At 34.9% G+C, this 24,064-nt stretch carries 23 protein-coding genes; 8 read left to right on the forward strand and 15 right to left on the reverse strand.

What is annotated here, in order from left to right; all coding sequences use genetic code 11:
- Positions 1–122: 122 nt before the first annotated feature.
- The 3 genes from U860_RS0111940 to U860_RS0111950 all read left to right on the forward strand — a co-directional run bounded on the left by U860_RS0111940 (position 123) and on the right by U860_RS0111950 (position 1,467).
- Positions 123–539, forward strand: a complete 417-nt coding sequence (locus U860_RS0111940) for a pyridoxamine 5'-phosphate oxidase family protein (protein WP_002174716.1) — start codon at positions 123–125, stop codon at positions 537–539.
- A 244-nt stretch (positions 540–783) separates the two neighbouring features.
- Entirely contained in the window at positions 784–930 is a 147-nt protein-coding gene (locus U860_RS0111945) for a BH0509 family protein (RefSeq protein ID WP_000817786.1), read from the forward strand.
- A gap of 108 nt (positions 931–1,038) precedes the next feature.
- Positions 1,039–1,467 (forward strand): EamA family transporter, encoded by a 429-nt coding sequence (locus U860_RS0111950; protein ID WP_002115869.1) that lies wholly within the window; start codon positions 1,039–1,041, stop codon positions 1,465–1,467.
- 13 nt (positions 1,468–1,480) lie between these two features.
- On the opposite strand, the gene U860_RS0111955 is transcribed toward U860_RS0111950, so the two are convergent.
- Positions 1,481–2,074 carry a DedA family protein gene (locus U860_RS0111955; RefSeq protein ID WP_025148709.1) on the reverse strand — a complete coding sequence of 198 codons (594 nt, stop codon included), beginning with the start codon at positions 2,072–2,074 and terminating at the stop codon, positions 1,481–1,483.
- A 487-nt stretch (positions 2,075–2,561) separates the two neighbouring features.
- On the opposite strand from U860_RS0111955, the gene U860_RS0111960 reads away from it, so the two are divergent.
- Positions 2,562–5,330, forward strand: a complete 2,769-nt coding sequence (locus U860_RS0111960) for a GTP-binding protein (protein WP_025148710.1) — start codon at positions 2,562–2,564, stop codon at positions 5,328–5,330.
- Positions 5,331–5,390: 60 nt separating this feature from the next.
- On the opposite strand, the gene lepB is transcribed toward U860_RS0111960, so the two are convergent.
- Positions 5,391–5,927, reverse strand: a complete 537-nt coding sequence (gene lepB / locus U860_RS0111965; RefSeq protein WP_025148711.1) for a signal peptidase I — start codon at positions 5,925–5,927, stop codon at positions 5,391–5,393.
- Between the two features lie 198 nt (positions 5,928–6,125).
- Between lepB and U860_RS0111970 the strand changes: the two genes are divergently transcribed.
- Positions 6,126–6,410, forward strand: coding sequence for a hypothetical protein (locus tag U860_RS0111970; protein ID WP_025148712.1), 285 nt, complete (start codon positions 6,126–6,128; stop codon positions 6,408–6,410).
- Positions 6,411–6,466: 56 nt separating this feature from the next.
- Here U860_RS0111970 and U860_RS0111975 read toward each other — a convergent pair whose 3' ends face one another.
- Together U860_RS0111975 and U860_RS0111980 are read right to left on the reverse strand one after the other, a co-directional pair.
- On the reverse strand, positions 6,467–7,147 hold the full coding sequence (locus tag U860_RS0111975; RefSeq protein WP_025148713.1) for a lysoplasmalogenase: 681 nt from the start codon (positions 7,145–7,147) through the stop codon (positions 6,467–6,469).
- Positions 7,148–7,271: 124 nt separating this feature from the next.
- On the reverse strand, positions 7,272–8,222 hold the full coding sequence (locus U860_RS0111980) for a DMT family transporter (RefSeq protein WP_002174710.1): 951 nt from the start codon (positions 8,220–8,222) through the stop codon (positions 7,272–7,274).
- A gap of 272 nt (positions 8,223–8,494) precedes the next feature.
- Between U860_RS0111980 and U860_RS0111985 the strand changes: the two genes are divergently transcribed.
- Positions 8,495–10,420 carry a heavy metal translocating P-type ATPase gene (locus U860_RS0111985; RefSeq protein WP_025148714.1) on the forward strand — a complete coding sequence of 642 codons (1,926 nt, stop codon included), beginning with the start codon at positions 8,495–8,497 and terminating at the stop codon, positions 10,418–10,420.
- A gap of 181 nt (positions 10,421–10,601) precedes the next feature.
- Here the strand turns inward: U860_RS0111985 and U860_RS0111995 are convergent, their stop codons facing one another.
- The 3 genes from U860_RS0111995 to U860_RS0112005 are packed head-to-tail and all read right to left on the reverse strand — an operon-like array spanning position 10,602 to position 12,511.
- Positions 10,602–11,471: a YihY/virulence factor BrkB family protein gene (locus U860_RS0111995; RefSeq protein ID WP_025148715.1), complete on the reverse strand. Its 870-nt coding sequence runs from the start codon at positions 11,469–11,471 to the stop codon at positions 10,602–10,604.
- A 6-nt stretch (positions 11,472–11,477) separates the two neighbouring features.
- A complete protein-coding gene (locus U860_RS0112000; RefSeq protein WP_025148716.1) occupies positions 11,478–11,993 on the reverse strand; it encodes a DUF4075 domain-containing protein in 516 nt (171 codons plus the stop codon).
- A 53-nt stretch (positions 11,994–12,046) separates the two neighbouring features.
- A complete protein-coding gene (locus U860_RS0112005; protein WP_002174706.1) occupies positions 12,047–12,511 on the reverse strand; it encodes a low molecular weight protein-tyrosine-phosphatase in 465 nt (154 codons plus the stop codon).
- Positions 12,512–12,685: 174 nt separating this feature from the next.
- Between U860_RS0112005 and U860_RS0112010 the strand changes: the two genes are divergently transcribed.
- Both U860_RS0112010 and U860_RS0112015 read left to right on the forward strand, forming a co-directional pair.
- On the forward strand, positions 12,686–12,910 hold the full coding sequence (locus U860_RS0112010; RefSeq protein ID WP_000366197.1) for a DUF1128 domain-containing protein: 225 nt from the start codon (positions 12,686–12,688) through the stop codon (positions 12,908–12,910).
- A gap of 191 nt (positions 12,911–13,101) precedes the next feature.
- Positions 13,102–15,768 carry a cation-translocating P-type ATPase gene (locus U860_RS0112015; protein WP_025148717.1) on the forward strand — a complete coding sequence of 889 codons (2,667 nt, stop codon included), beginning with the start codon at positions 13,102–13,104 and terminating at the stop codon, positions 15,766–15,768.
- 169 nt (positions 15,769–15,937) lie between these two features.
- Here the strand turns inward: U860_RS0112015 and U860_RS0112020 are convergent, their stop codons facing one another.
- The 8 genes from U860_RS0112020 to U860_RS0112055 all read right to left on the reverse strand — a co-directional run.
- Entirely contained in the window at positions 15,938–17,020 is a 1,083-nt protein-coding gene (locus U860_RS0112020; protein ID WP_002174704.1) for a toxic anion resistance protein, read from the reverse strand.
- 18 nt (positions 17,021–17,038) lie between these two features.
- Positions 17,039–18,670, reverse strand: coding sequence for a YceG family protein (locus tag U860_RS0112025; protein WP_025148718.1), 1,632 nt, complete (start codon positions 18,668–18,670; stop codon positions 17,039–17,041).
- 110 nt (positions 18,671–18,780) lie between these two features.
- Positions 18,781–19,572: a TerC family protein gene (locus U860_RS0112030; RefSeq protein ID WP_025148719.1), complete on the reverse strand. Its 792-nt coding sequence runs from the start codon at positions 19,570–19,572 to the stop codon at positions 18,781–18,783.
- A 72-nt stretch (positions 19,573–19,644) separates the two neighbouring features.
- Positions 19,645–20,223 (reverse strand): TerD family protein, encoded by a 579-nt coding sequence (locus tag U860_RS0112035; protein WP_025148720.1) that lies wholly within the window; start codon positions 20,221–20,223, stop codon positions 19,645–19,647.
- 80 nt (positions 20,224–20,303) lie between these two features.
- Positions 20,304–20,888, reverse strand: a complete 585-nt coding sequence (locus U860_RS0112040) for a TerD family protein (protein ID WP_025148721.1) — start codon at positions 20,886–20,888, stop codon at positions 20,304–20,306.
- Between the two features lie 23 nt (positions 20,889–20,911).
- Entirely contained in the window at positions 20,912–21,508 is a 597-nt protein-coding gene (locus U860_RS0112045; protein WP_002174699.1) for a TerD family protein, read from the reverse strand.
- Between the two features lie 128 nt (positions 21,509–21,636).
- A complete protein-coding gene (locus U860_RS0112050; protein WP_002174698.1) occupies positions 21,637–22,515 on the reverse strand; it encodes an ROK family protein in 879 nt (292 codons plus the stop codon).
- A 62-nt stretch (positions 22,516–22,577) separates the two neighbouring features.
- A partial coding sequence (locus tag U860_RS0112055; RefSeq protein WP_025148722.1) for a glucosaminidase domain-containing protein occupies positions 22,578–24,064 on the reverse strand: 1,487 nt, incomplete at its 5' end.

Below are 24,064 nucleotides of genomic sequence, written 5' to 3' on the forward strand. Positions count from 1 at the left end.
TAACTTGTCCGATTTCATCACAATTACGTTTAAAAAATCGGATTGAGGAAAACAGTATGAAAGATATTTAAATTGTCTTGTTTAGACAGAAAGAATTAAAAATTTGAAAAGAGGTTAAAAGCATGCACTTAAAAGAAAAAATCGCAACTATTATTCAAGGTCAACGAACAGGTGTATTATCTACTGTACGTAACGATAAGCCACATGGCGCCTTTATGATGTTTTTCCACGAAGATTTTGTACTATATGTTGCAACAGATCGAAATTCAAAAAAGATAACAGATATCGAAAAGAATCCAAATGTACATGTACTACTTGGGCGAGAAGGAAAGAAATTAGATGAAGCTTACATTGAAGTTGAAGGTATAGCTTCCATCGAAGAAGATCAAACGCTAAAAAATAAATTTTGGACTAATAGCTTAAAACGCTGGTTACTTGGTGCGGAAGATCCTAATTATGTACTAATTAAAATCAATCCCGACACAATTTATTACATCGATAGTGCCGGTACGACCAATCCCGAGTTTTTACGACTTTAAAGTGAAACTTTAATCAGTGTTCTCCTACTAATTATTAGTCCACATCAATCGGGCTTTTACGAGCACTCCGACTCCCATAAATAGCGGAACAAAGTGAAAACAAGCCTTTTAAGTGGGCTTGTTTTGTCGAAAAGTTCTTTTGAAAAAAACAATAAAATAGGTGGAACTTTCTAAAGATTCTGTTATATAATAGCAGTAACTTAAGTAAACTGTATTAAAACAGATGAGGGGAGAAATAAAATTGATGAAAAGAGAAGAACGAAAAAACATGATTGAGTTTATTGAAAAGAAAAAAGGGATTGAACGTGACGAATTATTATTTATGACAGACGATGAAGTAGAACATATTTATAATGTAACGTACTTTTTATATGAAGAAATCGCAGAGTAGCATAATAAACCCCCACCTTATTAAAAATATAAGGTGGGGGTTTATTTCGTTATTTATACATGAGAATGATTTTCATGTATAATAATGTAAGATTGGAGGAATTTCACTATGAGTTCATGGTTATTATTCGCACTATTATCAGCAATTGCTGCCGCCCTCGTATCTATTTTTGGAAAGATTGGCTTAGATGGAATCGATGCCAACGTTGCAACAACTATTCGCTCTATTATTATGGCATTATTTATGGTAGGAGTTATTATTATTCAAGGTAAATTTCAAAATATCGGTGATGTCCTCCTAAATAAAAAAGCACTGCTATTTATCACATTAAGTGGAATCGCTGGTGCTTCGTCATGGCTATTTTATTTTCTTGCACTAAAAACAGGAAAGGTCTCACAAGTAGCACCTATCGATAAATTAAGTGTAGTATTTTCCATTATTCTCGCGATGATTATATTGGGTGAAAAGTTAAACTTTATGACTGGTATTGGTGTAGTCTTTATTACAGCTGGTGTATTATTTATTGCTTTCAGCTAAAAAACCGCTATTATTAGCGGTTTTTTCTTTTCCTTATGTAAATCCACACAATCAATGTTACAATTGCCGAAATAAATAAAATCCATATTCCATAATGATGTAAACTATACTCAACAAAGCGCCACTTCTCTCCTAGTTTCCAACCTAGGCCAATAAAAACACTTATCCAAATTAGCGCACCACCGTAAGCATACAGACAAAAACGCCACCATGTTAAATTCGAAACCCCAGCAAAATATGCTGTTAAGTGACGTACTCCTGGTATAAAGTAGCCAATCATTAAAAGAAACGGGCCGTATTTTTCAAATAAAATATGTGTTTTTTCAATATGATGTTCTTTAATTCTAATTTTCGGACCATATTTTTTTAAAACAGGGAGTCCAAGTTTTAAACCTAATATATAACTTAACGTAATGCCAATCATCGCACCTGCCATTCCACTTAAAAAAGCAGCTGCTCCTGACATAACTCCTTTTGAAATATTATAACCAATAAAAGTCAATAAAAACTCATCTGGTATCGGTAATCCGACTATCCCACCAGCTAAAGCTATAATAATTCCAAAATACCCATAATGTGAGATTAGCTCGCCAATATGTTGTTCCATTCGGAAGACACATCCTATGCACGATCGTTATTCCATATTGTGCCCGTTCTATCTTTAAGACAAACATGGTATACATATTCAATATACATTGTTTTTATATTGAACTCTACTTCTATTCATCCCTTTAACAGAGATAAAGTGAAACTTTAATCAGTGGGGGTTTTGTCCATCCCCACTGATTATTAGCCCACACCAATCGGGCTTTTACGGACAGCCCGACTCCCACCTAACTTGCTTGCATTCGCCGAATTTTGAGGTGGGAGTCTTACTGCCCGCAAATAGCGGGATTAAAAAATAAAAATTCATAGGCTTGTTTTTTTGTTACAATAAAGGAAAGTTACTTTTCGCAACGGTTTAACTCTCAGGAAAAATGATATATCTAGCAAAAACATAGTTTGGTCTATATAATGCAACTTCTACCTATTAGAGTAACAGGTACCCTTTTACATACAACATCATTTTTCTAAATTATACAGGGGGAACGAACATGACCATTGAAAAACAATTTATCCAAAAGGTTTACTATAAAACATTTTTAACAGAAGATACTTCCATTCCGGTAACGGAAGTACTCGGTGAAGCATATATAAATGAATCAAAAAATGAATTCTCCAATATATCTAATATTCGCTTCGCACAAGGTGAAGTTTACTTTCAAAACAAAGACTTTGAAGCAGCTATATTTAAATGGGAGAAAGTAAATAATGAACTTGCTCTCTGGGCCATGAAGAATATTGCAGATGCTTACTTCGAATTAGGTTTCTTGCCAAAAGCAGAGGAAATTTATAAATCTATTCAATCAGAAGATGCGACTCTTACTATGGAAGTTTCCCTACAACTTCTTTCTCTTTACATCGATCAAAACCGCTTAGGTCTTGCTTTTAAAACAATTAGTGAAGCTGTTTCATTCCAACCAGACTATCCGAATATTACTGCAATCGCTCGATCCTTTTATGAAAAACAAGAAGATTGGAATAATGCTATTGAACTAGCGGTTCAAGAAGGAATTCGAACAAAATCATTACATTGGTTCGATACGTTAATAAATTATGTGAACAGAGGCTTTACTAATAAAATTAAACCTGAGTATTTCTATGAATCTTTAAAAGCCTTATATACAATTGATCAAGTTCAATTTAAAGAGCTTGTTATTTCACTTTGGAACAGCTATGAAAATGAATCATTACATCTACCTTGGATTCAAACAATAAATCACTTATTCTTACATATTGAAGTAGACGCTAATGACGATTGGAATGAAATTTCTGCCCGCTATCAAGAGACGTATTTTGAATTAATTACTGGGCAACATTTCATGCATGAATTACAAGGACTTGTTCCAGATTTATTAACGAATTGGTTTAGTTTAACGAAAGCGGAAGATTCTTTACTTGTCTCTGCAGCAGTATTAGCATGGAACGAGGTTTCACCTACAACTCTAGAATCATTACTCGTAAAAAGCGCAGGTGCCTTACTTTCAAATTCATCAGCTTATGCAAATGTTGATATGGCAGATGTATCAGCATTATTTGAAACGATTGCTGTATGGGCTGAGAAGAATGATGTAGATTTAGGTCATCAATTCACACTACTCGTCCGTGAGCTATACGATTTAACTGTTACACAACTTCTAGTAGCAGGAACTAGTGATTATGATAAATCAGCCTTTATCAACTCTATATTAGGAGAAAATATATTAACTGAAACTCTAACAACTTCTATTACATTTAAAGATAATAGTCAAACGGAAATAACTGAGTTTACAGAGTTAGATATACGAAATATACCAAACTTTGCTGAACTTCATAACATACTAGCTGTACCTTCTCAGTCAGAACTAGAGAAAAAATGTATTGAAATTAAATTACCGAGTAGATTTTTAAGAAAAAATAAGTTTTCATTCCTTGTCACACCTACTGTGTATGGACAACTTAACAAAAACTGCTCTCATTTCGAATACTTACAGGCAGCAGATAGTCTTATCTATGTACTAAATTCAGCTTCGCCATTACATGATGAAGAGCTTGATACATTATTATATATTCGTGAGCAAGTACCAAATTTACAAATTCAATTCGTCTTACAAACAATTGATACAAATACTAGTGAAAACATCACGAACAATATTAAAAAGAAAATACTTGTACATTTCCCAAATGCACACTTTTCCCCTTACTCTCCTTCACAAGAGAGTAGTGAGCAACTAGGCAACGTAACAGACTCTATTATCTCTAACCTTGCTCAGCGCAACATGGAAAAAGAACGTATTGAAAAATTGTTATGGTTTATCCAAAAGACGATTGCCTACCTTTTAAATGAACGTGTGGAGTTAGAAAATACATTAGTAAAATCAGTCCGTTGGAACAAACATATTTTAGTTAAACTTGATGGTTTTATTAATAATCTTACAGCCATTCAAAAAGATAAAGTTCGTTCTATTACAGAGTCTTATCTCTTAACGAAAGAAGAAATTACACAGGATATACATTCTCAAATTCCTGAATTGTTACAGAGTTGCTCAGATCTCGTTCAAGAGGATAGTGATTTCAAATTAGTCCATGAAGAACTAAATGTAGCAATGAATGAAAGAATTCAAAAACATGTACAGCAAGTGCTTCTTCCTAAGTTTACTCAATCCATTCAAGAATGGATTGAAACTGCACATAATGAATTCATTCAAGCGCAAGCTTATTTAGATGAAATGGGCGATGCCTTTAATAAACTCTATGAAGAAGAGCGTATTAAACTTCCTTGTGATTTCAAATTACTAGATGACTGGAATAGAGATGTTGTAAGAATGACAAATAGAATTACAGTGGCTAACATCAATATTTTATTACGCTTTACACCAACACAATTTTTCTTGAAAAGTGCAGGGAAATTATTCGGTAATATGCAAAAGAATCAATCTATGCTATCAAATAAATATAAACAATATATTGAAACAGAAGATTATACAGAAGTTGCTCATGCAATTTCGAAGCAATTCTTCCTTCAATTTGAAGTATTTGAAGGTGCGCTAGAACGTGATATCATGATGTTCTTTAAAGACCCTCTTAGCATATTAAAGCAAAATGTAGAAGCGTCCCAACTTGAAATACAAGAAGACGAGCAAACATTAACAAAGCTAAGAACAAATCCAGAAACTTATCATGATCCTTTAACACTGTTTAAATTGCAATTGTTGCAACGAAAGTTCATGTTAAATATTGACCGCAACAATGAAAACATTGCTTCACAAGAAGTAATAAAGTAAAACACCAACTGTTTAAACAAGAAAAACCAAGCAACTTAATTTGCTTGGTTTTTCTTATCTCTAATTTACAATTTTCACATGTTCAAATGGATAATACACTGCCGTTAGTTTTCCTAATACTTCTGTTCTGTCAATAAGGCCTAATCCATTCCTACTATCCCTGCTTACTAAACGATTATCTCCCATCACAAAAATTTTATTTTTAGGAATTGTAATCGGTCCAAAGTCTTCAGTTAAATTGATAAGTAATTTTTCTGCCTGTTTTTTATTATTATTTAAATACTCTTCATTTTTCACTTGATGATTAACATATAATTGATCATTTTTCATCTCAATTACATCTCCTGGTAATCCAATAATTCTCTTCACATAGAAGTTATCCGTCTTCACGACAATAATGTCCGATCTCTCATAACTTTCAAATCTTTTTGCAAGTTTATTAATGATTACTTTATCTCCATCTTGTAACGTCGGCCTCATGGATGCCCCTTTTACAGTTGTAGGAAAAAATACGAAAATTTTCGCAAAAAAAACTATTAAACATGTAATCGCAAATACTTCAAAGAACTCACGCAACCGGCTTTTCTTTTGCATTATCCCACCATCTCATTTTCTTTTTACATTTATTATAAATACTTCCCAGATGGTTTTTCTATAAAATTCCGAATATAGAAACAAAAAATAAAAAATATTACATATGCACAAAAAATAATATCCGTATATACATTATTTTGATATACTATATTTGTCTTTATTTATACAAATATTCATATTCATTAGGAGGATTTCTTTTTTATGAAAGTCATGTTAAAAAATGATAATACAGGTCAAATTAAACAAGCAAAAATCGGTTTTAGTTGGACTGTATTTTTCTTTGGTTTTTTCCCTGCTATATTCCGCGGAGATTGGAAATGGTTTTTAATTATCTTACTCGCTAGCATGTTTACATTCGGGTTCTCTAACCTAGTATTCTGCTTTATTTACAACAAGCTCTACATCAATGATTTATTAGCTCAAGGTTATAAAGCAGCTGATGAATATAGCCTTTCTGCTCTGCAACAAAAAAATATCGTAGCATAGAAATGAAAAAAGATACTCTCAAAATAGTCCATCAACTATTTTTGAGAGTATCTTTTTTATAATCCTACATATACAATACACATCTGCGCAGCGACATATGTAAACCAAATCCAAAGTGGTTCATACTTCAATTTGCGCCCTCCGATATCTGTAACACCGATTATAAAATCAGAAATCACAAACAATAAACCACCAAATGCTGGTACCCACCATATTCCTGTATTCTCGTAATATAAGGCGAATGCAAAACATGCCATTCCTCCAACCCACAAACCATAAATTAGAGCCCCTATTGTAAAGAGTTTGTCTTGCTTTTCATTTCTAATAAAGAAAAACCATCCTATAATTAGAAAGAGTCCGTATACAAGTAGGCCAATCCAAAAACCACTCCATGAAATACCTGTTTGCAAAAATGCTTTCACATAGAAACAATGTGCAAGAGCGAAAGTAACCATTCCTCCAATTAATCGATGGCCAATCGGAATCAATCCTGCCATAAATAAATCCCCAACAGTGGATAAAGTCATACCGAGTGCAACCCACGTACTGTACTCTACCGATGGATCTTGTAACCATATCCAAATTGCACTACCTGTTAAAGAAAAACTAAGAATTAGACGCACTGCTAAAGGTAACGGCATATTTTCTCTTGTTCTTTTTGTCTGTCCTATTGCATAAATTGCTCCTGTTAAAAAAATAATTATTTGCCCGATTAACACAATGTAAAGTACATTCATAACATTTTCTCCTCAATAAATGCTTTATTTGTATCTTTTTTCGTTATATATAGTCAGTTCTCCTTTTTCTACGTAAAAAAAGAAGAACAGTACTGTTCTTCCATTTTAATAGATTTTCTGTTCTCTATGCTACCTGTTTTTCTTGCTCAATTTTCTGTTTAGCCGGAGTACGATTTACCACAATAATTCCCGCTGCGACACATGCTAAACCAAATAGTACAAATGAATGAATGGCTTCTCCTAAAATCATACTTGATAATAATACGCCGAACACTGGTATGAAGAACATATACATCGATACTTTGCCTACTTTGTTATACTTCATAATTGTATTCCATATACAGAAACCCGCTGCCGATAAGAAAGATAAATATATAAGCATAAGTATTGCATGTAGGTTAAATGTAAATGGCATCACTCCAACTTGAAATGCACCTATACATAGTAACCCAATTGATCCAAAAATCATTTGGTATGCTGTCATATACCCAATATCTAACGTTTTACTACCTTCTTTCGCTAATATATTTCCATATGAATACATCATTGCTGCGCCAAGAAGTAATAAACTACCGATTCCAAAATGGAATGACAAACTTCCATCACTCGGTACATTCACTAAAATCACACCACAAAAACCGATAGATACTCCAATTACTTTTCTCATATTTAGAGCATCATCTTTATATAAAAAATGTGCGATTAAAATTTGAAAGAAGGATGATGTTCCTGAAATAATCGCCCCTTCAATTCCTGAGCTATAACTCATTCCAATATAAAAACATATATACTGAAGAAAAGTTTGGAACAAGCCGATTTGTACTAACTGCTTCCCTGTTCCTTTTTTGAAATGCATATCTTTTCCTAACGCTTTAAAAAAGAATAAGAGCATTACACCTGATAAGAAAAATCGATAACCAGCAAATAATATTTGCTCTCCGACTTCATGTGGCTGAATTCCAAGTTCAGCATAACTTAATTTAATAAAGGGAAATGCGCTTCCCCATAAAAATGTTGCCACTATTGCAGCAATAAATACGCCAATCGGATGGGTAAAAAATTTCTCTGTCTTCAACTTGCTGTCTTCCTTTCCGATCTTTTTATGAACAATATCCATATATACCAAAGGAGGTGCAAAAACACAAGTTTTCAGTCTATAATAGAAACAAAAACATATCATCTAATAAAAACATATGCTATACTATAGAATAATTACAATATAATAACTATTAAAATTAGATTCAACAGAAATGCTGCTATCCATTATGGATGGCAGCTTTCGTCGTTTTATAGGGGTTTCGATTTTGATTCTTTTTCTCAATAAGAATTCGGAAGGAGCGAGTATTAATGAACTCAGAAGTAAAAACATTACAAGCAACACAAGATATTTCTCATCCCTCTTTATGGGACACATTAAAGAAACATTATGAACTTATATTTGCAATCGCATCTGGTATTTTCATTTTAGCTGGTTGGTTATTCACAAAAAATGAGGCAATAAATGCAGGTATTACTTTCTATATCCTTGCTTATATAATTGGGGGATTTGCAAAAGCGAAAGAAGGTATCGAAGACACAATTGAAGAGAAAGAGCTAAATGTTGAAATGCTCATGCTCTTTGCAGCTATCGGTGCTGCAATTATTGGCTACTGGGCAGAAGGTGCGATTTTAATCTTCATCTTTGCATTAAGTGGAGCAATGGAATCTTATACACTAAGCAAAAGCCAAAAAGAAATTTCAGCCCTTCTTGACTTACAACCCGAAGAAGCATTGCGTATTTCTAATGGCATAGAAGAACGCATTCCAGTCGGACAATTACAAATTAACGATATTATCTTAATTAAGCCAGGTGAGCGTGTTCCTGCTGATGGCACAATTCATAATGGTGAAACAAATATTGATGAAGCAGCTATTACAGGGGAACCTATTCCAAATGAGAAAAAGTTTGGTGATGAAGTTTTTGCCGGCACCGTAAATTTACGTGGTGCTATTGAAGTTAAAATTACGAAGCCGAGCGATCAAACATTATTCCAAAAGATTATTCGTCTCGTTCAAAGTGCACAAAGTGAAAAATCACCATCACAACTATTTATCGAAAAGTTTGAAGGAACATATGTAAAAGGTGTATTAATCGTTGTCGCACTTATGATGTTCATTCCTCATTTCTTACTTGACTGGAGTTGGAATGAAACATTTTATCGCGCTATGATCTTGCTTGTAGTCGCTTCTCCTTGCGCACTAGTTGCTGCCATTACACCAGCGACTTTATCAGCAATTTCTAACGGAGCGAGAAACGGGATTCTCTTTAAAGGTGGTATTCATTTAGAACGTCTAGCTTCAGTTAAAGCGATTGCCTTTGATAAAACTGGAACATTAACACAGGGAAAACCTACTGTAACAGATGTATACGTTCGAGAAGGCATAGAAGAAAGTGAAGTACTTTCTATTACAGCAACGATTGAAAGTCACTCTACACATCCTTTAGCAGAAGCAATTGTTAAATATGCAAGACACGCTTATGATATTACGCTAAAAAAACCAGAAAATGTTGAAGATGTAACTGGTTTTGGACTAAAAGGAGTATTAGAAAACAAAGCTTATAAAATTGGGAAAGCTGATTTTATCGGTGAAGAAACAAAAACATTTCATAATGGCATTTCTGCCTCACTTGAAAAAGAGGGGAAAACTGTCGTTTATATTAGTGATGAAGATGGTATTCTTGGGCTTATTGCTTTAAAAGATACCCTTCGCGAAGAAACAATAGCTGCTATTCGCGATTTACAAAGTATTGGTGTAGAAGCAATCATGATTACTGGTGATAATGAAGAAACTGCAAAAGCAATTGCTGCTGAAAGTAATATAAAAGAATATTACGCATCATGTCTACCAGAAACGAAAGTTGAAACGATAAAACAATTAAAAGAAAAATACGGCACAGTCGCAATGGTTGGAGATGGTATAAACGATGCACCCGCACTCGCTACCGCTAGTATAGGTGTCGCGATGGGGGAAGGAACAGACGTAGCTTTAGAAACTGCAGATGTTGTTCTTATGAAAAACGAATTATCTCGTCTTTCTCAAGCAATTCGTCTATCAAAGCGAATGAATCGCATTGTTAAGCAAAACGTTGTCTTCTCTTTAGCTGTCATTGCAATGCTAATTTGTTCAAACTTTCTACAGTTTTTAGCTCTTCCATTCGGTGTGATTGGGCATGAAGGAAGTACCATTCTTGTAATTTTGAATGGCTTACGATTATTAAAAGGAAACAAATAACGGGTCCCTGATAAGGGACCCATTTTTTTAATGGTAGCTATTATGACCGTTCGCACTGCTGCTTGTTTTATGCTTTGGATGCGAACTGCTCTTTTTCTTAGTGTTATTTTTATTATTGTGGTTCTTTTTATTATTGCTCATGAAATATCCCCCCTGTTCCCTTTTATTATGGAACAGAAGTTTATTTTTCATTACGGGAATTATTGTCACTCGTTCTATAGTGATGAAGTAAACCGTTAATTTCTCCGCCAAGTAAAATTACCCACGCGGTCAAATAAAACCATAACATTAAAATAATGATACCACCAAGACCACCATATGTATTAGCGTAATTTGCAAATTTATCTACATAATAGGCAAATGAGTACGATACCACAATCCATCCTACAGTAGCAAATACTGCTCCTGAAATAACTTCTCTTCTTTTTAATTTCCGATCAGGTGCAAACGTATATAAGAAACTAAATAAAGCGAACAAAACAAAGAAACTCGCTACTAAACGCGTAATACTCCAAACGTAAGAAAAACTATCCGATAAACCAACTGCTTTAAACACAGCTGCCCCAATTACTTGCCCAAACACCGGGACAATCAGTGCAAACACAATCATAAAAATTATCGCTAGTGTAAACACAATCGATAAAGCTCTTGTTTTAATAAAGGAACGGGTTTCTGCTACATCATAAGCACGGTTAAAAGCATTCATAACCGCATTCACTCCATTTGAAGCAAACCATAGCATCGATAGTAAACCAAATGATAGTAAACCACCGTTTTGCTCATTTACAACTTTATCTACGTTTACTTCAATTAAGTTCATCGCATCTTCCGGTACGTACGGTTCTAATAGGTTGAGCACACTTTCTGTTTGAAGGTCAATAAATCCAAGAAGCGTAATTAAGAAAACAAGCCCAGGAAAAATCGCAAGCAAGAAGAAATAAGCGAGCTGTGCTGCTAAGCCCGCTACATCATCACGCATCGTTCGATCATATAAGTCTTTCCCAAACGAAAAAGTGCGATTTCTTTTTGCTTTTTCTAAAAATTTTCTCATATATTTTTAAACGCTTTTCTTCTCTTCTTTATCTTGCTTTAGCTCAATATATGCTTCAGTTTTTTTTCCCTCTGCATTTGAGTCCTTCATAAATAATTCACGTGCCTCTTTCATACCGCCATCTTCAGCTACCACTGGCTCTCCTTCAGCTTTAAGCTCATCTACCTTTGGAGACACAGCTTGAATTTCAATCGTTTCTGGCTTTTCTTCTCGCTCAACTTTTTTCTTACTAAAAATTTCTTTCGTTTCTTTTAACGTTTCTACAACAGAAGGCGTCAATTTTTTAATTTCTGCTACTTTCGCTTTTACTACATTGAAATCAGCAAGTTCGCGTCCTTTATCTGTAACAGTTTGCACTTTTTCTTTTATCTTCGCATTTTCACCAATTTCAATCATCTTTGTTTTTGCTTTTTCTGCTGTATTTTTTACTTTTTCGCGATTTTCTTTCTTTAACATGGATACAGCTACACCTGCAGCTACACCAATCGCAATGTTTCGAGCAATATTATTTTTCTTTGCCATATTCCTTCACCCTTTCATTTCTTATGTTAGAAAGTATTTCTTTCTAAGCTTCCTCATATTCCTTGTTCATTTCGAATGAAAGCTAATAGCTTTTCACACCCTTCTGTTACAAGGTCATACACTTCTTGGAAGTTCCCTGTAAAGTAAGGGTCAGGAACGTCTGTCCAGCCACCGCCTGGAACAAAATCGGACAGCCTACCAATATAGCCTCCAGTTTTACCTAAACTTTTTAAATCCGCTATATTCTTGTTGTCCATGGCAATAATATAATCAAACTTTGTTAAGTCTTCTTTTTCTACTTGACGTGCTTTAATTCCTTCAAAAGAGACTTCATTTTCTTTTAAAATTTTTTGTGTTCCTTTATGTGGTGGATGACCAATATGCCAATCTCCAGTTCCGGCAGAATCAATGACAATTTTCTCTTCGAGTCCCTCTTTTACGACAAGTTCTCGAAAAATTGCTTCTGCCATTGGAGAACGACAAATGTTCCCAAGACAAACAAACAATACTTGAACCATATTTTTGTTTCTTCCCTTCTTGGTGCATTTCTTAATATATACTTATAGTATAAACAACCAATTATTAATTATAAAGGAAATCCCTACTAATTTAATAGGATTGAAAAGTTTCATTAACGAAAATGATAAAAAATGTTAAGATATCCTTATGTTATTTTAAAGGGGGACACTTCGGTGGATTTATCCGTAAAATCAGAAGAAAACGTTGAATATATGGTAGAAGCTATTAAAGAAAAATTACGCATGGTTAATGCTGGAGCAATGAGAGCTGCTAGCTTTAACGAAGAAATGTACGAAGACTTACGTGACATTTATGAGCATGTTATGAAGCGCGAAACATTCAGCATTAGTGAAATGCAAGCTATTACAGAGGAATTAGGTACATTAATTAAAAAATAGCAAAGAGCCTCATAAGAGAGGCTCTTTTTAATTTCAACAAATTCATGACAACTCTTCCCTTTTCCTCATCCCATTCTAAAATACTGTACAATGAAAGTAGAACCTCACCTTAGATTATTTCTCCATACATACTACTCTAAAAAAATTGCCACACTACCATTGCTAACTGTTTTTACTGGGGGTGCTTACTTATGAGCAATTGGTACAGTAAGACGAAAGATCAAACATTAACCGATTTAGGAACAAATGAACAATACGGTTTAACCGATGAAATCGTAAGTGAACGTTTAAAGCAATATGGTCCTAATGAATTAGCTACAAAACAAAAACGTACTTTATGGCAGCGAGTTTTCGCCCAAATTAATGACGTCCTCGTATATGTCCTTATCATAGCTGCCCTTATTTCCGCCTTTGTAGGTGAATGGGCCGATGCAAGTATTATCGCGCTCGTTGTGATTTTAAACGCTGTTATCGGTGTAATCCAAGAATCTAAAGCAGAACAAGCTTTAGAAGCATTAAAAAAGATGGCCACGCCAAAAGCTATCGTAAAACGAGATGGTGAACTAAAAGAGATCCCATCTGAGCACGTCGTTCCAGGTGATATCGTTATGCTTGATGCCGGACGGTATATACCATGTGATTTACGGCTTATTGAAACTGCGAACTTAAAAGTTGAAGAATCTGCTCTAACTGGTGAATCTGTCCCTGTCGATAAAGATGCAATCTATCACCCTTCCATGCAAAGTGATGAGCAAGTACCACTAGGCGATCAAAAAAACATGGCCTTTATGTCAACACTAGTAACATACGGGCGCGGCGTCGGTGTTGCTGTCGAAACTGGAATGAAATCACAAATTGGGAAAATCGCAACTCTTTTGCATGAAGCTGAAGATGATATGACACCACTTCAAAAAAGCTTAGCGCAAGTAGGAAAATATTTAGGATTTGTCGCTGTAGCTATTTGTGTCATTATGTTTCTCATCGGTTTTTTACAAGGACGAGATACTTTAGAAATGTTTATGACTGCTATTAGTTTAGCTGTTGCAGCCATTCCAGAAGGCTTACCAGCTATCGTTTCTATCGTTCTTGCCATCGGGGTTCAACGTATGATTAAACAAAACGTTATCATTCGTAAACTACCAGCTGTTGAAGCTCTTGGTTCCGTTACAATTATTTGCTCAGATAAGACAGGAACATTAACTCAAAATAAAATGACCGTTACTCATTTTTATAGTGATCAAACATACAATCAGCTAGAAAATTTGAACGTAAATAACGATGTACACCGTCTATTATTAGAAAATATGGTTTTATGCAACGATGCCTCTTATAGTAACGAATCACAAACAGGGGATCCTACAGAAATTGCCCTTCTTGTTGCCGGAAGCTCTTTTAACATTCGAAAAGATAATTTAGAAAATAAACATGAACGTGTTAACGAACTGCCTTTCGATTCTGATCGTAAAATGATGTCAACAGTACATACATACGATGAAAGCTACTATAGCATGACTAAAGGTGCCATTGATAAACTCTTACCTCACTGTACCCATATCTTTATAAATAACAAAGTCGAGGTCCTAACAGATTCTCATAAAACACAAATATTAGAAGCTACACAAGCGATGTCACAAGAAGCTTTAAGAGTACTTTCATTCGCATTTAAACAATATGAGACGGACCATGTGGATATAGATCATCTCGAAGAAAACCTTATATTTATCGGTCTTGTCGGTATGATTGATCCTCCACGCACAGAAGTAAAAGATTCTATTACAGAATGTAAAAAAGCTGGTATTCGCACTGTCATGATTACTGGCGATCATAAAGATACCGCTTTTGCAATCGCCAAAGAACTTGGTATTGCTGAAGAAAAATCTGAAATTATGATTGGAACTGAATTAGATAACATTTCAGATACAGAACTAGCAAGTAAAATTAATCATTTAAATGTCTTTGCTAGAGTCTCTCCAGAACATAAAGTGAAGATTGTAAAAGCATTACGCGCTAAAGGAAATATCGTTTCCATGACTGGTGATGGTGTAAATGATGCTCCATCTTTAAAGCAAGCAGATGTTGGAGTAGCAATGGGAATCACAGGAACAGATGTCGCAAAAGGCGCAGCTGATGTAGTTTTAACAGATGATAACTTCTCATCTATCGTTAAAGCTGTTGAAGAAGGTAGAAATATTTACCGTAATATTAAAAAGTCTATTCTCTTCCTACTTTCTTGTAACTTTGGAGAAATTATCACTTTATTTTTAGCTATTTTACTCGGCTGGGCAACGCCACTACGCCCTATTCACATTCTGTGGGTAAATTTAATTACAGATACACTACCTGCATTATCACTCGGTGTTGATCCCGAAGATCCTGATGTAATGAAGGAAAAACCACGTCATGCAAAAGAAAGCTTATTTAGCGGTAGTGTTCCTTTTCTTATTTTCAATGGCGTTGTAATTGGACTTCTCACATTAACAGCCTTTATCGTTGGGGCAAAGCTCTATACAGGAGATACTAATTTATTTCCTCTCTTCCCAGATCAAATTGATGAAGACGCTCTATTACATGCTCAAACGATGGCATTTGTCGTCCTTAGTTTTTCTCAACTCGTTCATTCATTCAACTTACGTTCAAGAACGAAATCAATTTTTTCAATCGGGATATTTACAAATAAATATTTAGTTTTCTCACTTCTTATCGGTGTTCTTATGCAAGTTTGTATTATCTCCATCCCTCCTCTTGCAAATATATTTGGTGTACACGCATTAACGATAAAAGATTGGGGATTTGTTCTCTTATTAAGTATCATTCCGCTTGTTGTGAATGAAATCATTAAATTATTTAAGAGAAAATAAAGTGAAACTTTAATCAGCGGGGGGATTTTGTTCCTTCCTCCACTGATTAAAAGCCCGATTTCCGCCTAACTTCTTTGCTTTACAGCCGCATCTTGAGATGGGATTCTTACTGCCTTCAAATAACGAAACAAAAAAAGGCAATGAGGAATATTCCTCATTGCCTTTTCATTTATCCTTGTAATTCTTTTTTGATGTTCTCCGTTAATGCAGCCATACGCTTACGGCTTTCTTCACGTTCACGTTTATTTTGTTCTTCAATTTGTTGTGTTTCTTGCATACCTCTTGAAATAATGTTCCAAGTCTCCTCAAGTGTTTCCATCTTAATACTAGAAGAACCTGATAATCTCGCTACTTCCACACTTTGAGTCGCGATATTTTGTGCATTCTTCTTAAGTAATTCGTTTGTACGGCGATCAAGTTCAGCCATAGAGTCTGCAACAAGCTTTTGACGCTTCGCATTTACCGCTTGAATGATACCATTTTTAAAGATAGGAATCGTTGTAATAAATGCTGTATTGATCTTACCAATTAATTTATTGTTACCACGTTGAATCATACGAATTTGTGGCGCTGTTAATAGCGCAACCATACGTGCCTTTTCTAAATCATCAATACGCTGCTCTAAAATTTCAACAGAGTTTTTAAGCGATTCTAATTCAATACCTGCTAATTGATCATTATTGCGTACGCGCTCCTCATACATCGGAACTAACTCTGTATTTAAACGATCTAATAACATTTCTCCCGCTACTACATATTTCTCTAAATCTAAATAATATTTTAAGTTTTGCTCATATAAACCATCTAACGTACCAATTGATTTTTTCATTTCATCTTGATACTTCGTAATCTCCACATAAACTTTATCAATTTCGCGGCCCATCGTTTGATACTTACTAAAGATTTGTTCAATCATTTTATCCGCTTTTTTGAACATGCGTGAGAAGAAACCACTTTTCTCTTCCGCAAAGTCTTTACTATCAAATCTGTCCATAATTTTACCAAGCTGTTTTAATAATTCACCAGAGTCTTCTATTTTCGATAAAGACATTGTATGTAAAATTTGATCCGCGAAACGTGAAATTTCCATAGAAGGCTCTTTTCCAAGCTCGATTAATTCTAATTGGTCTTTAATATCTACTGCGTTATAAATACGTTGTACTTCCGCATCTTGTCTAAGTTGCAAGCGAACATCTTGTGCCGTTTGCTCATTCAATTCTGTTTTCGAATCTAATACGACTGGGTTATTCATATGACATTCTCCCTTTCCTTATAAAAACGGACGAAATAGTCCTTTTATTGTTTGTGATAAATTTTTATAGGCTGATGAACCATGAAACTCAAGATCGAAATTAACTTCTTCAAGCCAATGTGAATCAAATGCTCCTGCTTCAATATACGGTTCAATATCGTTTCTCCCCGTTGGATTAAAGTGGAATACATCTACTCCAATTTGATTTAAAAATAGTAATAAAACAGCATCCGAACGACTTAATTCTCCGCTCTTCTCATTATTAAATATAACAATTTTCGGCACTTCTTGCGAATAATCAAATTTCTCAAGCTGCTCTAAAATGTTCGGTGGTATTTGAGAGAGTTGTGCGAAAACATACAGTGCTACATCTTGTTTCGTCTCTTTCGCGATTGGTTTACATATTTCACTTTCGCACGTATGGATGATTGCCTCTGCAATACCATGTTGTAAACCTTCAGGTAAACGTTTATGTGGCCACCAATGGCTGTTCATGATTAAATCCGGATGTAACTTCCCTGCGCGATCTAATGCATCTCGATAATGATATTGGAAATTCGCTTTTTGTTCTTTCGTAAACGGAAATGTATTAATTAAGAAACTGTTATCAAATGATGTAACAGCCTTTAATCGCTGAAAATATTCTTTATCATTCTTTGAAACACCTGATATTTTTGCAAATAAAGAAGGAATATAAATATGCTTATTTTCAACAAAGAATGTTGGGCGTACAAATGCCTTTTCTTTCGTAATTAAAAAGAGTTCATCATACGTCGTTTTGAGCGTACGGGCTACAGGTGTATACGAACGGAATTGCCACGGTTTGTATAATAATGAATTATCATGATGAAGTACTTGTTCAATTTCCTTTGAAGCTTGATAAGCTACTGTCGCGACGCGTTCACGACGTCGATCAGGAAATGGCTCCAGTGAAATACGGCTCGGATGAGATACAACAAAGGTCCTTCCTTCCTCATCTACACTTTCAAATCCATCTTTTCCTTCTGGGTGATAATAAAGTACATCGCAACCAAGCATAATAAGAAAGTATAAGAAATATATACGACTCTCCGTTGCATCACCATACCAAACGATACGCGGCATTTGTTTCTTATAATTAATCGTAGAGAACCACTTCGCTACGTAATTTTCGCTTAATTTAATAATATCGATTAAGAAACGACGGAACCCTTCTGTTTTTAATGATTGATTATGCTGTTTTTCATACAATTTCAATACAGAAATAAATGTCGTATGTATATAATGCTGCAAATCAGGATTGTCTACTTGCGGTAATAGTTGTTTTCCAGACAAATGGGCTACAAGCCTATTTACTGTAAGTCCATTTGGCGCTTCTTGGTGTAATGCAAAAACTTCTTGAATATGGCGCAGTTTTTCGGGATCAATCACCTTATTTAAATTTTGTTCATGCAAAACCTCGATCCCTTTCGCCTCACTATAATCAAATAGCTCATTGAAATATTCATCTACATCATTGGGAACACCAAGAATACGACTTGCTAAATAACTAAATTTCATCTCATTCTCTGTCAGTTCATATTGTGGGCGTTTTTCTAAAAGCGTTTCAAATTGTTTTAAATCTGATTCATCTTTTAATGCACATGGTTGAAGTGTAAAACGTGAAAACACAACAGTTCACCTCCAAAAACATTTACGTTTTTTCTAAAGTCTTTCTTCTATTATAAACTATTTTTGGTTATAAAAAATGGGCGCTCGTATAACGAGCAAACCCATTTCAATTATTTATGTTCATTTTTAGTAGCTGCAACTTCTTCTCTTGCTTGTCCACCATTCTTCATGTAGTGAATTATAAACGTTACTCCAAATGCTACAACTAAAATAATAAAGAACAGTGCATGACTAATCTCAATGTCAATTAGAGACAGTAGCATTTTCGCTGCGATAATTAAGATTAAAATGTATGCTGTTGTTTCAAGCTCTGGAATACGCTCTAACAATTTTAAGAATACGCCAGCAATACCACGCATCATTAAAATACCAAGCATTCCGCCTAATAGCAGAATCCACACTTCATTCGATACACCAAATGCAGCAAGTACACTATCTACTGAGAACGCGATATCCATTAATTCAACCATCGCAACCGTTCCCCAGAAGACACCGAACATTCTAAAGAGAATACTATTTTGATTCATACCATGAGCTTCTTCTTCTTCACTTCCACCTTTTCTCTTATCAATAAAGTATTTCACTGATAACCAAGCAAGGTAAAGTGCACCAAGAAGTTTTACCCACCATAATTTAATTAAGAACATTCCGATTCCAATTGCAATAAAGCGGAATACATAAGCTCCAATAAGTCCATAGAATAATGCTTTTTTACGTTTTTCTTCCGGAAGGTGTTTTACCATTACTGCTAACACAAGTGCGTTATCAGCAGATAACAACCCTTCAAGTACAACAAGTGTACCAATTAATCCCCAAGATACTGGATCTTGCAACACTTTAATCCACATGTCCAAGTCGAAAAACTGAGCATACGTATCAAGGATTCCTTGCAAAATACTCATCTTACCTTTATCCCCTATTCTTTGCTAGATTTATAGGAAGGTCAAAAAAAGGAAACGAAGTTCGTTTCCTTTCTATGCATCCAAGCCATAGGCTCTTACAAGCGCACCTAATCCACCTTGGAATCCGCTTCCTACTGCATTAAACTTCCACTGTCCATTATGACGATATAATTCACAAAAGACAACTGCTGTTTCGATGGAGAAATCTTCTCCTAAATCAAAACGAAGAACTTCTTCATTCGTTTCTTCATTTGCTAGACGAACGAATGCGTTTCCGACTTGTCCAAAGTTTTGATTACGGCCTTCTCCATCATAAATTGTAACTGTGATTGCAATTTTGTGCACATCTGCTGGAACTTTCTTTAAATCGACAACAAGCTGTTCATCATCGCCTTCACCTTCACCTGTACGGTTATCTCCTGTATGCAGAACAGATCCACAAGGAGACTGCAAATTGTTATAGAAAATAAAATCAGTTTCCTTCGTACATTTTCCATTTGCATCTAATAAAAAGGCAGATGCATCTAAATCGAAATCAGATCCACCATCATAAGATTTAATATCCCATCCAAGACCAATTACTGCTTTTGTTAAACCAGGGCTTGTCTTACCTAAATCAATCTTCTGTCCTTTTTGTAACTGAATAACCATTTATATTCACCTCTATATTTTAATGTTTAAAAATATATCCATCGGTAAACATGTGTTTCACCGATGGATATATAAATCTACTACTCTACATCTAAACCAAAGTTATTGCATAGAGAACCTAATCCACCTTGGAATCCACTTCCGATTGCATTGAACTTCCATTCACCTGCATGGCGGTATAATTCACCTACTACTACCGCTGTTTCAATAGAGAAATCTTCTCCTAAATCGTAACGAATTAATTCTGCATTCTTTTCTTCATCTAGAATACGTACGAAAGAGTTAGAAACTTGTCCAAAGTTTTGGCTACGGCCTTCTCCATCATAAATTGTAATTGTGAAACAAATACGCTCGATTTGAGCAGGAACATTTTTTAAATCTACTTTAATAGATTCATCATCGCCTTCACCTTCACCAGTTCGATTATCTCCTAAATGCTCTACAGCACCATTCGCACCTTTTGGATTATTATAGAAGACGAAATCCTCTGCTCCTGAAACTTTACCGTTAGCACCTACTAAGAAGATACTAACATCTAAGTCGAAATCGTTTTGTCCGTCATAACGATTTGTATCCCAACCAAGTCCTACAAGAACTTTCGAAAGGCCTGGATTTGTTTTTGTTAAATCTACCTTTTGTCCTTTTTTCAATGAAATAGATGCCATATACTATTCCTCCTCGGTTTATTTTATTGGTAACGTGATACAATCTCACTTAAGTTTTTATCTTGTGTTCCTTCTCCAACTGCTGAAAACTTCCATTCGTTTCCGTTTCGATACATTTCCCCTGCAATTAAAGTCGTTTTACCAGCATAATTATCTGACAAGTTATAACGTGCTAATTCTTCACCTGTTTGCGGGTTTTGAATACGAATATATGCATTGCGAATCATCCCAAAATCTTGACGACGATTTACACAGTCATAAATATTTACAACGAATACTAAACGATTAATACGGCTCGGAACTTTATGTAATTCTACGAAAATTGTTTCGTCGTCACCAGCGCCTTCACCTGTTAAATTATCTCCTGAATGAATAATACTACCACAAGTAGAAAGTTTGTTGCCGAAGTAAACTAGATCATTTTTGTTCAAAAAACGATCCCCTTCTAACATAACAACAGATGCATCACAATCTACATTTGGTTTACTTCCAAATAAAGAAGACAGAAACCCACCTGATTGCCCAATTGGATCCCAGCCTAAGCCAACCTGCAGTTTTGCTACTCTCGGTTGTCCTTTCGTTAAATCGATCTTTTGTCCTTTTTCTAAAATAATAGGCATGAAGTTTCTTCCTTTCTACAAAGCATTTTCCGAATCGGAAAATATTGTATTCTTCTCTTATATTGTAGCATTATTTATCTAGTGAGAAAAAGGATAAATTCTCAGTTATATGAAAACATTCATATAATTTATTTATGATGATGTAAGAAGTGGTAAATAGAACCAATCATTCCTGCATGATTACGATTTTGCGCGAGTTTAATCTCGCAATTACTATAAATTTCAGGATTCAAATATTTTCGTACCTCTGCCTTTACTTCTTCTAAAAATCGATTACCTCTATCAGTAATCCCCCCACCAATAATAATTGCTTGTGGATTAAAGATATAAGCCAGATTACTAATTCCAATTGCTAAATGTTTAAAAAATATTTGAACGGCGTGTATAACTTCTTTATCCTTCTGATCATATAATTCAAAAATTGTTTCACCATTCCAATTACCGCTACCTTTATACTTCCGCACAAGATAAATTAATCCTGAAATCGAGGCAACTTCTTCAAATGGCTTCCCTTCAATCAACATATTTCCCCATTCACCAGCACTAAATGAATGACCTCTGTACAGTTTCTTATTAATAACAATTGCGCCCCCTATTCCCGTTCCAAGGGTAAGCATAATGAAATTACTTTCATCCCTTCCAACACCTTGCCACTGTTCTCCAAATGAAGCACAATTGACGTCATTTTCAATGGATATAGGAACTTTTAATACTGTTTGTAATCTATCAATAATAGGAATACCGGCATAGCGTGGAATATGATCCACGCCGCCAGTTATGATTCCTTTATGAATATCTACAATTCCAGCTGTACTAATACCAATTCCAGAAACAACATGTTCATTCATTAATTGCTCCGCCAAACTAATAAGCTTTTGAACGATTTGTTCTCCACCTAAATGAGCCTCTGTTAATATAGTTTTATGATTTAATAATATCCCGAGTTCTGAAACAATCCCATATTTAATCTGTGTACCACCAATATCAAATGCGATATATTTTTTCACACTGCCACTTCCTCTAACATTATGAATTTCATTCTTCTGCATTGAAATGATGATGCTTTCCTTTAATAAGAATTTACAAGATTTACAGACCCCGCTTTTACGTAGACACTGTTGTATTCTTTATTATCTGAAACGATTTCATAATATAATCCTTGTGGTGTGTTAATTGTTTTCTTAATAGCTACCATAATGTTCCGGGATGTCGTTCCAGTCTGACCTTCAGCTAAGTTTTTGAATACTGGGGAACCTGTTCTCAACGTTCCAAGTCGATATTTATTTAAGTCTTTACTTCCATTCATGGAATCAATTCTATGCATAAGTGAGGCAATTTGCTGACCCCAGTTTTCATCACTTGCATACATGACGTTCATTCCTTCTGCCTTATCACCTAAGTTTCCACCATTGTATGTATTTCCATCCGGTGTTAAGTAATGTTTATCTATATATGCAGCACAAAAATCAATGCCTTCTTCCCATGTTTTAAATCCAGTTGCACCATTATATGGATCTGAGTCTACTGCTCTAAAACCAAATAAATTTTTCTTATCTTGTGCAATACGGCTCGTTCCCCAGCCAGATTCTAAAATTGCATGTGACACTAAGTATCCTGCATTCATCTTATACTTCTCTGCTGCACTTACAAAATATTTTCCTAATCCAATAAGTGGACTATTTGCATTAGATTTGCTTAAGAAGTTATCAATTTCATCTCCTGTATAAGTAGATGTTGCACGGAGTGGCATATATTCAAAGTATTGATAACTATCTTGTCCGCCGATTTGCTTCTTATCGAAAGCTTCGTAACGCTCTCCTTCTTTTAAATGTTTCGGAGCATTACCAATTTGATACGTTGCATATTTACCATTTGCAGGGTTGTATACATAATGATATAACTTGCCATTTTTAGTTGCATAATACGATGTTTTCTCACCAGTCATTGCCGGATGTAATGTAACATCATTTATATTCACGTAACCTGTCATACCATCAATTTGGACATGAATACGATCACCAGCAGCTTTCACAAATTTCAAGTCGGCCCCACCTTTTACATATGTGAGCTTCTTCCCTGTCGCAATATCATAAATATTAATAACACCATTTGCACGAACGAAACCTTGCTTCATATTTACAACTTTACCGTCGCTTTTAATATACGCATCTTCTTTCAAATTTTGCATAATTTGCGTTGCTTCTACTTCATTTGGCTTTTGAACCTTTTGTGATGAAGTAACAATTTCATAAGAGGTTGAACCTTGTTTAACCTTTAAAAATTGTAATGAAACGTAACCTTCACCACCATTAAAATGGACTTTTGCCCAACCATTTTCTTTCCCTATAATTGTAACAGTCTCTCCATTCTTTAAATGACCAACAGCTGCCGCACCTGTTGATGGGCCTTTACGAACATTTAATAGGGAAGCATTTACAACAGCTCGTTCTTCTGTTACTTGCTCTGGATTCGTTGGATCAGTTGCATCTTTACCGAGTGTTACAAATTCTAGCGATACATAGCCTTCTTTTCCTAGATAATTGATTTTCGCCCAGC

Source organism: Bacillus sp. H1a (assembly GCF_000633475.1).
Lineage (GTDB): Bacteria > Bacillota > Bacilli > Bacillales > Bacillaceae_G > Bacillus_A > Bacillus_A paramycoides.